At 44.2% G+C, this 15,728-nt stretch carries 13 protein-coding genes and 1 pseudogene; 3 read left to right on the top strand and 11 right to left on the bottom strand.

Going from position 1 to position 15,728, the window contains the following annotated elements; translation table 11 throughout:
- Nucleotides 1-31: 31 nt before the first annotated feature.
- The 7 genes from galA to HW560_RS21075 form a co-directional block, all read right to left on the bottom strand.
- Nucleotides 32-2,506: a beta-galactosidase GalA gene (galA, locus tag HW560_RS21100; protein ID WP_090898814.1), complete on the bottom strand. Its 2,475-nt coding sequence runs from the start codon at nt 2,504-2,506 to the stop codon at nt 32-34.
- A gap of 27 nt (nt 2,507-2,533) precedes the next feature.
- Nucleotides 2,534-4,027, bottom strand: a complete 1,494-nt coding sequence (locus tag HW560_RS21095; protein WP_179265875.1) for an ABC transporter substrate-binding protein — start codon at nt 4,025-4,027, stop codon at nt 2,534-2,536.
- 65 nt (nt 4,028-4,092) lie between these two features.
- Nucleotides 4,093-4,980: a carbohydrate ABC transporter permease gene (locus HW560_RS21090; protein WP_256222080.1), complete on the bottom strand. Its 888-nt coding sequence runs from the start codon at nt 4,978-4,980 to the stop codon at nt 4,093-4,095.
- 15 nt (nt 4,981-4,995) lie between these two features.
- Nucleotides 4,996-5,928 (bottom strand): ABC transporter permease, encoded by a 933-nt coding sequence (locus HW560_RS21085; RefSeq protein ID WP_090898817.1) that lies wholly within the window; start codon nt 5,926-5,928, stop codon nt 4,996-4,998.
- 306 nt (nt 5,929-6,234) lie between these two features.
- Nucleotides 6,235-6,888 (bottom strand): TetR/AcrR family transcriptional regulator, encoded by a 654-nt coding sequence (locus HW560_RS21080; RefSeq protein WP_177185722.1) that lies wholly within the window; start codon nt 6,886-6,888, stop codon nt 6,235-6,237.
- Nucleotides 6,889-7,037: 149 nt separating this feature from the next.
- Nucleotides 7,038-7,133, bottom strand: a complete 96-nt coding sequence (locus HW560_RS34460) for an IS3 family transposase (RefSeq protein WP_371129165.1) — start codon at nt 7,131-7,133, stop codon at nt 7,038-7,040.
- A 352-nt stretch (nt 7,134-7,485) separates the two neighbouring features.
- Complete coding sequence (locus tag HW560_RS21075) at nt 7,486-8,412, bottom strand: LysR family transcriptional regulator (protein WP_179264593.1); 927 nt, start codon at nt 8,410-8,412, stop codon at nt 7,486-7,488.
- Between the two features lie 143 nt (nt 8,413-8,555).
- On the opposite strand from HW560_RS21075, the gene HW560_RS21070 reads away from it, so the two are divergent.
- Entirely contained in the window at nt 8,556-9,575 is a 1,020-nt protein-coding gene (locus HW560_RS21070) for an alpha/beta fold hydrolase (RefSeq protein WP_179264591.1), read from the top strand.
- 318 nt (nt 9,576-9,893) lie between these two features.
- Here HW560_RS21070 and HW560_RS21065 read toward each other — a convergent pair whose 3' ends face one another.
- The 3 genes from HW560_RS21065 to HW560_RS21055 all read right to left on the bottom strand — a co-directional run bounded on the left by HW560_RS21065 (nt 9,894) and on the right by HW560_RS21055 (nt 12,871).
- Nucleotides 9,894-10,613 (bottom strand): hypothetical protein, encoded by a 720-nt coding sequence (locus HW560_RS21065; RefSeq protein ID WP_179264589.1) that lies wholly within the window; start codon nt 10,611-10,613, stop codon nt 9,894-9,896.
- A 126-nt stretch (nt 10,614-10,739) separates the two neighbouring features.
- Complete coding sequence (locus tag HW560_RS21060; protein ID WP_256222081.1) at nt 10,740-12,044, bottom strand: sensor histidine kinase; 1,305 nt, start codon at nt 12,042-12,044, stop codon at nt 10,740-10,742.
- 119 nt (nt 12,045-12,163) lie between these two features.
- Nucleotides 12,164-12,871 (bottom strand): response regulator transcription factor, encoded by a 708-nt coding sequence (locus HW560_RS21055; RefSeq protein ID WP_090898835.1) that lies wholly within the window; start codon nt 12,869-12,871, stop codon nt 12,164-12,166.
- A gap of 154 nt (nt 12,872-13,025) precedes the next feature.
- Here HW560_RS21055 and HW560_RS21050 point away from each other — a divergent pair.
- Nucleotides 13,026-13,239, top strand: a pseudogene (locus tag HW560_RS21050) (GlsB/YeaQ/YmgE family stress response membrane protein).
- A 187-nt stretch (nt 13,240-13,426) separates the two neighbouring features.
- Nucleotides 13,427-14,374 (top strand): NAD(P)-dependent oxidoreductase, encoded by a 948-nt coding sequence (locus tag HW560_RS21045; protein ID WP_179264588.1) that lies wholly within the window; start codon nt 13,427-13,429, stop codon nt 14,372-14,374.
- Nucleotides 14,375-14,667: 293 nt separating this feature from the next.
- Here the strand turns inward: HW560_RS21045 and HW560_RS21040 are convergent, their stop codons facing one another.
- Nucleotides 14,668-15,708, bottom strand: a complete 1,041-nt coding sequence (locus HW560_RS21040) for an NADH:flavin oxidoreductase (protein ID WP_177185723.1) — start codon at nt 15,706-15,708, stop codon at nt 14,668-14,670.
- Nucleotides 15,709-15,728 lie beyond the last annotated feature (20 nt).

Here is a 15,728-nt window from a genome sequence, read left to right as displayed (position 1 = left end):
TATTCTTTCAATAATCACTGATCATTCAATTCTATAGGTCTTTCCGGGATCGAAGGGTCAATAAGGCCGGCACTAACCCTTCCGAAGACGCCTCAATGCGTATCTCTCCTGCCTCATCCAGTGACTGAATCAAGGCCATGGCGTAGCCATTGAACACGCTTCTCGTATTTCCTCGATCCGACTCATGGCATCCTGGATCTCCGTTCCCCAGACCAAGCAGCCTCCCTTTACCCGTAATACGGAATTGTATCTGATTACTGGCAATGGGCACCACTCTTCCCGATTGATCCCTTACTGAGACTGTGACTATGGAGACATCCTGGCCATCGGCGAGCAGTTCAGAGCAGTTAGCCTCCAAGTGAATCGCGTACGCGTCCGTCGTAGTTTCTTTTCGCTCTATTGCTACCACCACGCCATCCCGATAAGCAATGGCTTCGAGAATTCCGGGTTCATAGGCTACTTGCCACGATAATGTGATCTCACCCGCTTCAGCATCCGCTTTCTTCTTGCCCAGGGTTTGGCCGTTCAGTATCAGCTCCACTTCGCTGCAGTTGGTATACACGCGAACCTCTACTTGCTGTCCCAGCCGGTCTGACCAGTTCCAATGCGGCATAAGATGAACGATAGGCTCATCCTTCCAGATCGATTGATAGAAATAGTAAGAGTCCTTTGCAAATCCGCAATAATCGAGAATCCCGAAATGCGATAGCACGGACGGCCACTGAAATGGCGTCGTCTCCCCGCGATAATCAAAACCTGTCCAGATGAATAACCCACCCGAAAAACGATTATTCAAGAAATAGCGCCAGCTTCGTTCAGGCGTTGACGTACCACCAGCTCCGCCCAGATTTCCTACATCCATCTCCTTACCGGACATATGATATCTCGATCCGTAGCTGGAGCATCTTCCACCTTCCGGGTCATCCTCATAGACGCCTCTTGCAGAGAAGAAGGAGACATTCTCCGTATTCAGCACTTTGGATTCCGGATGGGATTGGAACCATTCACCGATCGATTGGCCTCCTATTACGGTCTCGCCATAATTAACGCCATTGACATCGACGTCCATGCCTTTCTGACTTAGATTGGCCGCTGTAACAGGACGGGTGGGATCGATTCGTTTTGCCAAATCCTTCGTGCGCCTCAGCATCCGATTGGCTTGATAACTGCCGCTGATCTTCTCTTCATTACCGAGACTCCACATAAAGATACTTGGATGGTTGCGGTCACGATACAGCATCGATTTCAGATCATCAAGCTTGATCTCCGTACTCTCCGTGATCCGGTTCTCGTTCATGACCAGCATCCCAAGTCTGTCGCAGGCATCCAGCAGCTCCGGGGCGGGCGGATGATGGGCACAACGGTAAGCGTTACAGCCCATTTCCAGCAAGCGTTTAATTTTATATTCATGCACACGGTCCGGCAGCGCGATGCCCACGCCAGCGAAATCCTGGTGATTGCAGGTGCCTTTCACTTGTACATACTTGCCATTCAGGTATAATCCGTCCCGTCGGTATTCCACCGTACGGATCCCGAAAACGGTCCGATACGTGTCGATAATTTGACCTCCATGAAGAAGTTCAGTCACGGCCTCATACAGATGCGGCGTGTCCTGCGACCAGAGCAGCGGCTTCGCTACTTTAACCGATTGAAGAACCGTTTGTTTGTCGATTCCCAGCGTTTCACAGTCGGTTTCCGTGATGGCAACGAGCTCCCCAACCGGATTCAGAATACTCGTTCGGATGCCGTACTTCATCGTCTGCGGATATTCGTTGCTTACCGTCGTTTCGATCGTAACCGCGGCCATTTCATTGTCAACTTGCTCAGTTCTGATAAAGGTTCCCCAGCGGTCCACATGTAAGTAATCATATTTGGTTAACCAGACATGGCGGTAGATGCCTCCGCCTTCATACCACCAGCCTTCATCTCCGCCGGTTGTATCCGTTCGGATCAGGATTACATTATCCCCTTCCTCATCCCCATATTTCAGCAAGTCCGTGATGTCATAATGAAAGCTAGTGTAGCCGCTGAGATGATCGCCGACGAAGCATCCATTCACCCAAACTGAGCTGTTCCGCATCACTCCGTCAAATTCAATGATGATCTTCTTGCCTTCATCCTCCTGTGGAATTTCAAAGACCTTGCGGTAATAGCCCACTCCATTGGGCAGATAACCTTGAAACGCGCCACCGCGTTCCGGGTTGTACGGCTGTTCTAACCGCCAATCATGTGGCAGATCGACGCTCACCCAGCCGGTGGTCTTATCCTTGGGTGTATCCGAACCGTACATTTGGGTAAGATCGAAGTTCGGATCTCCCAGATATTCTCGAGCGATGTTCTGGATGATACGTGCAGCTTCGCCGATCGCAAATGGCTCATGTTTCTCTTCCCCCAGTGCATTTGTCAACCCCGCGATCATGCCTGCTTTTTTCACCGTCTTGACGATCTTTCCAACCTCACCGAAATGAAACATCCAGTTTCGGTCAAAATTTTCCCTAGTTCTCATATGCAGCGGCTCCTTTATGCGCTTAAACTATTTCTGGGTTTTCGCCCATTCGTCAAGCTGCTTCTGTTTTTCGCTTATAATCTTATCGATGCCCGAAGCTTTTAATTTACTGATAAATATCGGCAAGTTCTCGACCGGATCCAACGTACCCGTTTCCAATCCTATGCTGAATTCGGTTAACACGTTATTGACCGAAGCCATTTCCGTTTTCACCGGATCCACATTATAGATGAAGCCCAGTGCTTTTGATTTTTTCGCGCTCTTATTGAATTCATCTAATTTCTTCAGACCGTCCGGATCTTCCGTCGACCATGTGTAGGATAGGAACTGATTGCCGAACATCCATGGCGCATTGAAATTATAGGACGTGTTCTTGACATCAACGCCTTGTGGATAATCAATCACGTTATCCGATTTCTTCACGTAATGCTTCCCTTCGATTCCCCATGCCAACAAGTTATACAACTGCTTGTCGGAATACAGCTGGTCGAGGAACATCATCGCTCTGTCAGGGTCTTTCGAGTTTTTCGGAATCGACCACATCATTAAGTCAATAAACCCTGTGGTCGAGTAAGCAGGCGTCATTTGAACGGATACCATCGGTTTGCCGACACGTCTCGATTCCTGCGCGTCAAATCCGGGCTTCATATTAGCGAAGTAGGAAAACGCTTTATTCGCCTTGACCAATTCCCTGCCGTCCGCCTTGCTTGTCGCGGCATCCTTCGGTATGAAACCAGCCTGGAACCATCTTCGCAATACGTTCAATTGATCTGCATATTCCGGCGTTTCATACCAATCCATGACTTTCATATTATTATCGTAGTTCGGTAGTACGCCGATTCCATCACCTAAGCTGTCGTAAGTAACATAACCGCCGGTAAATATGGAGAGCCCGGGACTTCTTGGGACGACTGGCGACATATTCGGCTCGTTATTCTTAATGACTTGAAAGACCGCATCCATATCGTTGAGCGTTTTAATGTTGCTCAAATCGATCTTGTACTTTTCCACAAGATCTTTGCGCATCACGATGCCGTAGTTAGCAGCCATATCTCTCGCAGTCGGAATGGCGTAAGTTTTGTCGCCAATTTTGGTCGCAGCGAGTTGATAGGGCTCCAACGCCTTTTTTATTCCCGATCCGTGTTTTTCCACGAGATCGTCAAGCGGAAGCAATTGACCTTTTGCCACTTGCGTACCGTACGTGTTAGCGTACGTAAGCATCAGATCCACCTTCTCATTGCCTGCGAGCATAAGATTGGTCTGCTGCTGCCATGCGCTGACGCTAATCGGCGTCAATTTGACGGTTGTATTGAATTTCTCCTTCGTGATCTTGTTCATTTCATCCTGGACGGCTAGCAAATCCTTCTGGTCGTTTCCGGGAAATGCCATCACTACCTCATACGGCGACTCACTGCTAGCTGAAGAACTTGACGTTTCCTCGCTCTTTGTGGAACAACCTGCCAACACCATTACCGACGTCATAACAATTGCCAGCCCAGACTGCATGATCCTTCTTTTCATAGCCACACTGAAACCCTCCTAATAATTTCCACCTTTATGCTAACCGGCGTTTGCCGGAAGTAGCCTTACCCTTTTACCGATCCGATTGTAAGTCCTTTTACGAAAAACTTTTGGAAGAAAGGGTACACAATTAGAAGCGGGATAATCCCGATGACTGCCATCGCCATACGTACCGTCTCCGTCGGTATGTTTGCGGATGAGTCGAATTGAGTTCCGGAGAAATTGCTATTGCTCAAAAATTGGATGTCTAGCAGAATCCGGTTTAACATGTTCTGCAGACTGTACAGCTTACTGTCCGTTATATAAATCATGCCGTTAAACCAGTCGTTCCAATAGTGTATCGTTTGAAACAATCCGACGGTCGCCAGAATCGGAAGGGATAGGGGCAGCACAATCCGGACAAACGTTACGAATTCTCCTGCACCGTCAATTTTGGCGGATTCCATAACAGGAGCTGGAATAGAGTTCGAAAAAAAAGTGCGCATCAACATGACGTAAAAAGCATTAGTCAAAAGTCCTGGTATGATGAGCGCAAACAATGTGTTTTTCAAATCAAACAATTGCGTATAAACCAAATACGTGGGCACGAGACCGCCATTAAACAACATGGTGAAGAATATGAAGAATGACCAAAATTTGTTCAAGGGCATGTCCTTACGTGTCAACGGATATGCCAACATAGAAGTAATGATCATGCTGATGACCGTTCCAATCACCGTAACCATAATCGTAATTCCATAAGATCGAAGTATTGTTTCGATATCATTCCATAAATAACGATAGGCAGATAAGCTGTATGCCTCCGGGAAAAAGGAATATCCATGAAGTACAATCGACTGTTCGTCTGTTATAGAAGAAATGAACAACAAGATAAATGGCAAGATACACGAGAGCGCAATGATCATCAGAATGATGTTAACACTCCACTGCCATATCGAATTTCTACCTTTCAAGCAGTTTTCACTCCTTTAAATTAATGCATTGTCACTGTTTATCTTCCTAACGATATAGTTTGACAATAATACAAGTACAAAACCGACAAACGATTGATACAATCCTGCTGCTGAGGACATACCTATATCACCCGACGTCATCAGCGCACGGTAAACGTACGTATCGATCACGTTCGTCGTTGATTGCAATGCTCCTGTATTAAGTGGTACCTGATAGAACAGTCCAAAATCCGAGTAAAAAATACGCCCGATCTGAAGCAATGTCATAACTGTAATAACCGGCATAATGAGCGGAATTGTGATACTTTTGATCTGTCTCCATTTGCTTGCTCCGTCAATGATTGCGGCCTCGTAATATTCTGGATCAATTCCGATGATCGCGGCCAAATAAACAATACATAAGTAACCTGCACTTTTCCATACATGTACGAGAGTCAAAATGTAGGGCCAATATTCCGGTTCGCTATACCATGAAATATCAGACAGGCCTAGTACCGGAAGAATCGTATTGTTTAAGAAGCCCGTTTCCGTACTCAGCATCGCATACACTAGATATCCTACAATGACCATAGAAATCAGGTAAGGCAGCAAGATAGCGCTTTGATAGAAGCGGGATAAGAACCTTTTCTTCACCTCATTGAGAAGAATCGCTACGCCAACTGCAATGATCAAATTAAGAAAAATAAAGGAAATATTGTATAAAATTGTGTTTCTGGTGATCGTAAGTGCATCTGTTGTTTTAAATAAATATTTAAAATTTTCAAACCCTACCCAATCGCTACCTATGATTCCTTCGCTGTAATTGTAATCTTTGAAGGCAATAATCAAGCCAAACATAGGCAAGTAATTATTGATTACAATGTAAATGAGTCCTGGCAGCATCATCAGATACAGCGGGATGTATGGTTTTAGCCTGCCCTTCCTCTTCCTTCCGCTTATTAAGTTCATGTGCTTTTTCCTTTCTTGTTGTTTTAACCTCATTCATTTTATTTATGTTTACCACTAGTAAACACCTGTTTACCACTAGTACACTTTTATGATTATAGAGATCATATGTTATGGAAACGTCATCTGATTGTAAAGATAATATAAAAAATAGGACGCAACGCAGTCATTAACAGGACACTTCGAATTCGCGGTTTTTTTATGCATTAATAGAGGAGGGAGTGACGGGGATAAGAAAGCAAAAAAAAGAGATGCCCTCTAATACCAGAAGGACATCTACATTTATTGACATTATTTTAGTAGAATTGCTCATTTCAATGCTTGAGGCTTCAGAAAGGTTAATGCCATATCTAACATATGATCCAGAACAACATCAGGTTCGACTCCTTGGTCCAAATGCAGTACCTTGCCTCTTAAAATCATACGTTGCAAGGTAGCCATTACGACATTACTTAATGTAAACGTTAATATTTGTACCTCGATATCGCTTCGAATCGATCCGTCCCGAATCCCTTCTTCAAGTAGCTCGTAATATGGATGGGTGCGGCTTCTCATGAAGGATATAAATCGACCTTCAAGGAATTCATCAGCATAATTTTCATGATATTTTGTATCGAACATGGCTATAAACCGCACATAACTGGCATATTGCTTCGAAGTGCCTATCATTTGCCTCAGCAGGTGCCCAATTTTTTCAAAACCATTGTTTCCCTCGGGTAAATTATTTGTAACAGCTCTCCAAAAATCGGTTAAAACATTGATTTGAACTTCAATTACAATCTCATCGAAAGATCGGAAATATTTATAAAGCGTTACTTTGCTAACGCCGCAGAACTCGACAATATCTTTGAGCGTTACCGAATACAACCCCCGTTCGATAAACAACTGCTGCGCGCCTTGAATAATGTCTTCTCGCCGCTTATTTCTATGCTCCTCTAACTGTTTTTTCCACTGGTAATTCACGATTATCCCCCTTCCTGCATGCTTAAATACCGTCGAATTCAACGGGTCCTGTTTTCAACACGAGTGTGGTTGGTAAACTTGTTTTTCTAAAAAAGCGTAACTACGATGGTCATAGCCCCGTCAAGTAGACAATAAAAAAAGAGATTTTATTATGAGGCGACTTTTTCTCGAAATTCAATCGGGGAGATGTCGCTCAATTTGTTTTGGAAACGTTCCGTGCTGTATAAAGAAATATACACCTTAATTTGCTTCCTTGCCTAAAGCGGTTTGACCTTTCTTCGTTGACATAACAAAATCCCTTCCGATATCCAGTGTTTGAGTTCATTGTAACATGCCCTCTTTATTCACTGTTTACCATGAGGGCATAATACCACATTTCGTTTAATGCTGCCTCTCTTTTTTACACATTGATTTTCTGTGTATTTACATTTATTTTGTTGATATTACTTGTCCCGAGGGTAAACTTTTTAACAGATCTGATCACGATTAATTACTTTATCAGTAACTGACGGATTGCCGGCATACCAGTTTAATTTCTCTCTTTGACTTATGACTCCTTCCGGAGATGAAACTTCGCTTAAACCAGTGTAATGCCAACTATGTGCAGATAGTATGAATGAACGGTTTATTCTCATTCTGTAAACGAAAAGCTTCCCTTGCTGCTTCAATAAACGATAACATGATTGGTGAAAGCCATTTGTCTTTATGCCACAACATCTGTGTATACACCCGCAAGTCCGGAATTTGCCATGGGAGGACAACAAGTTCTCCGCGTTCAACTTCGGCTTCTACAACGATTTCAGGAAGAAAACCGATGCCGATTCCGGAGATCGCACATTGTTTAATAGCTTCGGCACTTTGAAACTCTAGATACGTGATGTTATCTATGCCCTCTTTCTCAAAAGACCGGTCAAACATCGTTCGATATGGACAACCCTTCTCATTCGTCAGGAACACTTCTTCATGAAAATCTTCCAATTGCAGCACAGTCCGTTTGGCGAGTGGGTGATCTGGAGCAGCTAACAATCGGAAATGTTCTTCCAGCAAAGGTTCCACGGAAAGTCCACTCGAGCGAATAGGTTCGTCTAGCATATAAACGATATCCGTGGTTCCCTCAAAGAGCGTTTGCTTGATCTCTTGATTCGGAACTGAGCGGAAGATTAGACGAACTCCCGGATGCTGCGAACGAAACCGTTTGAAGACAGGTGGAAGACGGTAGGAGCAAATAACCTCATTCGCACTTATCGTTAAGGTACCACTTAGTTTTTCATTATCACGGACAGCACTACGAGCTTCGTCCATTTTTTCAAGAACGCCTTGGGCGTGTGTTAAAAAGCGTTTACCCGCAGTTGTGAGCGCGAGTTGCTTGCCCAACCGATCAAAGAGGCGCACACCTAGCTCATCTTCCAATGCTTTAATTTGCATCGTGACGTTGGAAGGAACGTAGCTCAGCACTTCTGCTGCCCGCGTGAAATTTAATGTTGTTGCAACCGTGCAAAACGTATTCAGTTGGCGAAATTCCATTGATGTTCTCCCATCATCTTTCAATTTTATTGAATGCTGACTTGAATTTCATTCACTTTTAATGAGACTATCACGGCTCTATACTAAGCACAAGAGATCACAGTGAGCATGTGGTTTTTCATTTTGAAGGGAGCGACTATACGATGGATTATGAAATTTTTAATTTGGGTGATGTCATCTTACAATCCGAAGTGACGTTACCAAACGCTTATCTCGCTTATAAAACTTACGGAAAACTAAATGAACAGAAGGACAATGTTATTGTCTACCCAACAGCTTTTGGAGATCAGCATGTTCAGAATGAATGGCTCATTGGCAGCGGGATGGCACTCGATCCAGAGAAATATTTTATTATCGTTCCCAATTTGCTGGGCAATGGGCTATCTTCCTCTCCCAGTAACACGCCTCCTCCATTCGATCGGGCTAACTTTCCACTGGTAACTATCTATGACAACGTTCGATTACAGCACCGACTGCTGACCGAGAAATTTGGTATTCAAAAGATTGCTCTCGTCGTCGGGTGGTCTATGGGCGGCATTCAGGCATTTCAATGGGGGGCTAGTTACCCGGAGATGGTCGAACGAATCGCACCTTTCGGAGGCATCGCCAAACCTTGGCCACACACATATGTAGTTCTGGAAGGTGTAAAATCTTCCCTGCTATCTGCAGTCGGTTTCGACTCAAGTAAACTGAATCAATTGACATCTGCAGACATGCGCGCCGTTGGACGGGTGTATGCGGGCTGGGGACTATCACATGCGTTTTATAGAGAAGAGCTATACCGTGAGATGGGATTTGACACATTGGAGGATTTTGTAGCCGGTGTCTGGGAAGATAGCTTTATGAATATGGATCCTCATAATGTTCTGGCAATGTTATGGACAGGCCAACATGCTGATATTAGTGCAAACCCTTCCTATAAAGGAGACTTTGACAAGGCACTTCAGAGCATAAAAGCTCTTGCCTGTATCATGCCGGGAAGCACGGATCTCTTCTGCACAGCGGACGATAATGAATACGAGGCTAAGCGTATACCTCATGCTGTCTTGAAACCAATTCAATCGATCTGGGGCCATTTTGCCGGTCGTGGAATCAACAGTACCGATAATCAATTTATTGATGACAATCTAAAACATTTGTTGTCACTTCGCACTAATGAATAGATCGTCAATTGCATCAGATGTCTGTCAGGCCTAGCAGATGCCCTGTTCTTTAGCCCGGTTATATCTCTCATGAATGAATAACCTGACTGATCGTATTTGAGGTCACCAGTACTTACCTATTTACCTATGTTCTTCTCCTTCGATAAGAGTTGCTGCCGATGAAGTACATTATCAATTCTAAATTTAAACGACCGATTCCCATGTAGAAATTTTTGGAATCGGTCGTAAGCCTATTTCAGAATTGCCTTATTTAAAGGGATCCTTATGCCATAAATGGTCACCCCATATGAATGGCTTACCAACATCGCTAACTAAATATTAGTCCAGAAGGCTATAGATCTGTATGCTCTCCACCTTGGCATCCTTGATATGAAACGACATCACATCCACATAATTGGATGGCTCGTAACGGAAGTCATCCTCCTCATTAGGGGCTCCATCTCCAAGTAGTTTCCCCTCAGGATAGGCATTTTTGAGTGTATCCAGGCTATCTCCTGCTTTAATGTTTCTCACTGTCGCGTACTTAGGATCCGTAATTTCGATATGAAAGATGGAGTCTTGTTTCCCCTCCGGTATACTGATGGTTTTAATCTCCAGACCAGGATACGTATAAACCTTTTCTGTAAAACCGATTAACGTATCCATCTTTGTTCCATCGTCGGCAGTGTACGTATGAGATTTCAGGTTCTCCGGTTTGCCCAGCATCTGTTCCATCTGATCTTCATTCGCTGTATCCGAAATCGCAATGGTTTGCTCATTATAGACAAAAGCAAGCTCCTTCAGCACCACATTGCCTTCCTTTTCCATCGAACCTTCCTTAATAGCTTCAGTACTCTGTCCTTCCGAATTTTCTGAAGCAGGCGCATTAGAATTTGATGTTCCTTCCCCTTTGGCCTGTTCGTTCGACGTGTTTTTTCCAGCCGAGTTCTGAGCCGCTTCTGGCGACTTGGCACCACTGGACTGACAGCCCGTTAGTGCCATCGTTAGTAAAATACTCAGCAGTATAAAACCTGCAGCTTTCATTGTTAATTTCATCATGATCCCTCCATAAAATGTGTGATTTGTTCTTATGAAGTGATTATAAATAAAACATTTGTTAGTCTCATAACAGAAATGTACCAATCTTGTAACGTTACTTATTTAGGCTTGGATTTAGATGCAGGGCTACGCACGAGGCAAAACAATTGTAACGGTCGTCCCTTTTCCCAGTTGACTTTCGATGTCGATATATCCATTAAACCGCTCTACGATCTCTTTGCAAATGGAAAGTCCAAGACCTGAACCATTTGCTGTGCTTGCATTTTTCGCCCGGTAAAAACGTTCCTGCACTCGCTCCAGCTCATCGCCCGCAATGCCTATGCCTTGATCACATATCCGTATAACTACTTCGCTTGGCGTATGTTCCAACCTCAATTCGATCAGCGATGGACTGCCTGAATATTTGATGGCATTGTCCATAAGATTGGCGATCGCATGGGACATCAGCATTGGATTTACGTTGGCATGAACTCTCGCCGTACCCTCATCATCCGTTTCTTCCTCCGCCTGACTAACTCTGATCTCTATCCCTTTACCCTTAGCCTTGGCTCCCATATTCATTGCGACTTGCTGAATCAGTTCGTTCATTTCCGTCTTCTCGACTTCCAAATCGTTAGCACCAGCCTTATCGAATCGGGATAGTAATAACAGTTCATTAATCAAGCGGGTGAGCCGATCCGATTCCTGCAGCAGATGAGCATAGATTTTTTGAAGCTCCTTGTTCTCAGTCTCCCCTTCCACCAAGTATTGAGAGAAACCACGAATGGCTGCCAAGGGTGTTTTTAACTCGTGAGAGACGTTGGAGACAAATTGTTTCTGGTACTGAATGTAATCATGAAGCTGTCGCCCCATCGAATCCAGCCCATCTGCCAGCATGCCCAGCTCATCCTTCCGTTTGAGATGAACTCTCCGAAACTCCTGTCTGGAGAAACTTTGCGCAGCGCTAAGCAGTATCTTAATCGGCTTGGTTGTGTTGCGGGCAATCCATAGACTGGATAACGTAATCAGCACAATAAATCCGCCTGCACCTACAAACAGGATATAACGGATTTGATCCATGATCGCATAAAAGTAGGAAATGTCCTCCACGAACTCATACACATAAGCGTTTTCGTAGAATTGATCCTGAATGGGAGTCGCAAAATAAAGCAAATGATCTTCCGTGACGGTGTAGGCGTAACTGCCGCTCAGGGCTTTATCAATATTCTTTTCAAAAATAAGAGGCTTGCCATCATTAATGATGATGCCATCCACAGCCAAGCCCAGCAAGTGCTTGGAGCTGTCATAGATACGTACTTCCTTGCCTGAAGCTTTCAGCTTCTCCAGAGCAAGTCTGACAATTTCCTTGGTCTGGGGCTCTCCTGACGATGACCTATGCTGTGCCAACACCTCACGGAAGGACAACTCGGATAGATCTGCCTTCTCCATCATCTGTTTCTCAATGGTAACGAAGCTGTAGTAATCAATAGCTTTATTTACCGCAAAAATGATGATGCCAAAAGACAACACGGAGAAAAATAAATAATTCAGCAGTAACCGGGTTGCATACTTCAGGCCTCGCCACCTCCAAGTTGATAGCCAAATCCATAGATCGTCCTGACATACTTCGGTTCGTCCGCGTTATCCTCCAGCTTCTTCCGTAATCGCATGATGGTCATATCCACACTGCGGCTGTCTCCCATAAAGTCATATCCCCATCCGATCTGCAGCAGTTCATCCCGGGTAAAGATTTTGTCTGGTCTTTTGAGTAACGTTTCCAGAATTTTAAACTCTTTGGCCGTTAAAGAGACGGGAACATCATTTTTCAGCACTCTCCGGCTCTCCAGGTCAAAAGTAAGCTCTTCATGAATGATGCGTGTAGATGTCACCTCTGTTCCTTCACTTGATTCCTCCTTGCTCTCGTTTCTTCTCAGAATCACTTTGATCCGAGCGAGCAATTCGCGATTATCAAAGGGTTTGGTCATGTAATCTTCCGCCCCTAGCTCTAGTCCCAGCACCTTGTCGATTACCTCATTTTTGGCAGAGAGCATGATCACAGGAACGGTACGTTTTCCGGTTATTTCTTTGCACAGGTCATATCCGGAGCAGTCAGGGAGCATCAAGTCAAGCACCACCAGGTCCGGCCCAAAAGTATCCAGCAGCTGCAGGGCTATTTTACCGTTTTCAGCCGTTTGAACGACGTAGTTTTCTCTTCTCAGTACGAGCTCAATTAAATCTCGAATTGCGATTTCATCATCAATGACTAGGATTTTCTTCAAATGTACACCCCTATCTAGCCTTGTTCCCCAGCTTGAATCATAATTCACCCTCATCTTAGCACAGACACTTTAGATTCCTCCACCAACTTGAAGATGAGGTACATTTCACTAGCCTACATAACTTGTAATAAACCCGAAGAAAGGAGAACAATCCATGGATCTGCTCTGGGTACTCATTGTTGGTGGACTTATTGGCTGGTTAAGCGGCAACTTGATAGGGCGGGACTTACCGGTCGGTTGTACTTGGGAACGTAATTGCGGGTGTTATCGGTTCCTGCTTAAACGGAACTGCTGGGGCTAAGGGGCCGGTGTTTGGCGGCTTTCATATTATTCCAGCCATCGTTGGCCAAGGTACAGGATACACATAAAAGGACCGAAAGCATTCATCGTAGAAGAATCAGTTGATAAATGGGAAATACAGCCATAAAATCAAAGAGTATGAATCTTGATTTTCCAATGGACGGTGAGCTACAGTTTGATGCTGCGTATATTGGTTATAAGTTTTATTCAAAGAATGGTAGAAGAATGGTATAGGCTATGAAAGGTGGTTTACCAATGAAGATTCTAATAGTTGGCTATTTTAACGAGACCTCAAAATCAAATATTGCGAGGTGTTTTCCGCAAGAATGGAAGGTTGTAGTTGTCCCGCCCGGAGAAGAAATGCTGCATCATATCGAAGATTGCCATGTAATCATCCCTGAACATATTAAAATAGATCACAGCCTGCTTTCTATCGCAAAAAAATTAAAATTGGTACAGACGGGTGCAGGGTTTGATAATGTAGATGTCCCTACTTGTACACAATTCGGCATTTGGGTGGCCAATGCTGCAGGAGTGAATGCACAGGCAGTGGCCGAGCACGTAATGGCACTGATGTTATCATACTATAAAAACATACCGTTTCTTGATTCTTTCATGAAAAACAAGATGGATGAAAATCAATTGGACTATACAGGGAGTGAATTAAAAGGCAAAACGATGGGGATTATCGGTTTGGGCGCTATCGGAAAAAAAGTAGCTGCGTTTTGCAGGGTCTTTGATATGAATGTGCTGGCTTATGCGAGAGATGCCAATGCACAATCGGACGATTCTGTGAAAATGGCGGATTTCGATACTCTTATTAGCACATCTGACATAGTCAGTGTACATGTACCCTTGAATCAACAAACCAAACAGCTGATCAACAAAGCTGCATTCAAGAAAATGAAGAATACCACTCTTTTTATCAATACATCGCGCGGCGGGATTGTCAACGAAAGAGACTTGATTGATGCATTAAAAAACGGGGATATTTCAGGCGCATGCCTGGACGTGTTTGAATCTGAACCACTTCCTATTAATAGTGAGCTCAGGAATCTGAGTAATGTGATACTTACTCCCCATACAGCAGGAATGCCTGATGGTCGAAAATTTCATGAAAAAAGATATGATTTCTTTATCAAGAATATAAAACGTGTAGAAAATGGTGAAGAGCCTGAAAGCAAGCTCAATCAGTTATTATAGCTATCATGTTTATTTAGAGCTTAACTAATCGGTAGTTAATCTATGTTCTTGTCCCTTCCGACAATCGGTACAAGTTCTTGTCCCTCGACATTCATCTTTAATTTCATGGGATAACTCACTCTGGTTGCCATTACAAAAACACCCCCAAGATAATTTCCTTATTTTACGATAAGGTTTCATTGTCTTGAAGGTGTTTTGATTTGTCTCACGTAATGAGGTCAGGCCAATCGCTACATTGGTCTGTTACTGCTTTTCTTTATAAAGACACGTATTCCTAATGAGTATAACTGCAATTAAGTAAGTACAGTCATCGCTTCTCTTGTAAATGGAACCAGATCATCGGTACGTCCATCTTGAATTTTCTTAGCCCATTCAGGGTCGACCAGAAGAGCACGTCCTACAGCAACCAGATCAAACTCATTATTCTGAAGTCGCTGTACCAATCCATCGATACCGACGTTACTTGCGCCTTTACCCTCTGTGAACAGACTTGTAAAGTCACCATCAAGACCAATCGATCCAACGGTGATTGTCGGTTTGCCAGTCAGTTTTTTGGTCCATCCAGCAAAATTCAGATCAGATCCTTCGAATTCCGGCTCCCAGAAACGGCGTGTGGAACAGTGGAAGATATCGACTCCAGCTTGAACCAACGGTGCGAGAAGCTGCTCCAGTAATTCCGGTGTTTCAGCCAATTTAGCCTGATAATCATCTGTTTTCCACTGAGATAAACGCAGTACAATCGGGAATTCCGGTCCCACTACTTCACGGCAAGCCTCGATCACTTCAACTGCAAAACGTGTGCGAGCCATCATATCTCCACCATAACGATCCGTACGAGAGTTGGTTTTCTCATACAGGAATTGGTCGATCAGATAGCCGTGTGCTCCATGGATTTCAACACCATCGAACCCAACACGTTTCGCTTCCGAGGCTGCTTTTGCGAATTCCTGAACGATTGTAGCAATCTCAGCTTCCGAATAATCATTAACATGACCTTTGGCTCCCATATGCCAGATCTGTGGAATAATTCGACCGCCAGCTTCGTGTACTTCAGATACAACATGTGCCCAGCCATTCATTGCAGCTTCCCCATAAAAGTGCGGTACATTGGCTTGATTGGATGCATCCGGGTGATTAATTATTGTCCCTTCCGTTACAATAAGCCCCACTGCGTTCTCTGCCCTGCGGCGGTAATAGCCCGCAACATTCGAACCCGGGATACCGTCCGGAGAAAACTGACGCGTCATCGGCGCCATTACGATTCGATTGGATAACTTCAGGTGACCTAACTCTATAGGTTGGAACAATGCTTCTACGGATTGAGAATAATTCATAATAACCTCCACATATTTCG

The organism is Paenibacillus sp. E222, assembly GCF_013401555.1.
Taxonomy (GTDB): Bacteria; Bacillota; Bacilli; order Paenibacillales; family Paenibacillaceae; genus Paenibacillus.
The sequence above is the reverse complement of the archived record's forward strand: the minus strand, read 5'-3'. Positions and strand labels throughout refer to the sequence as shown.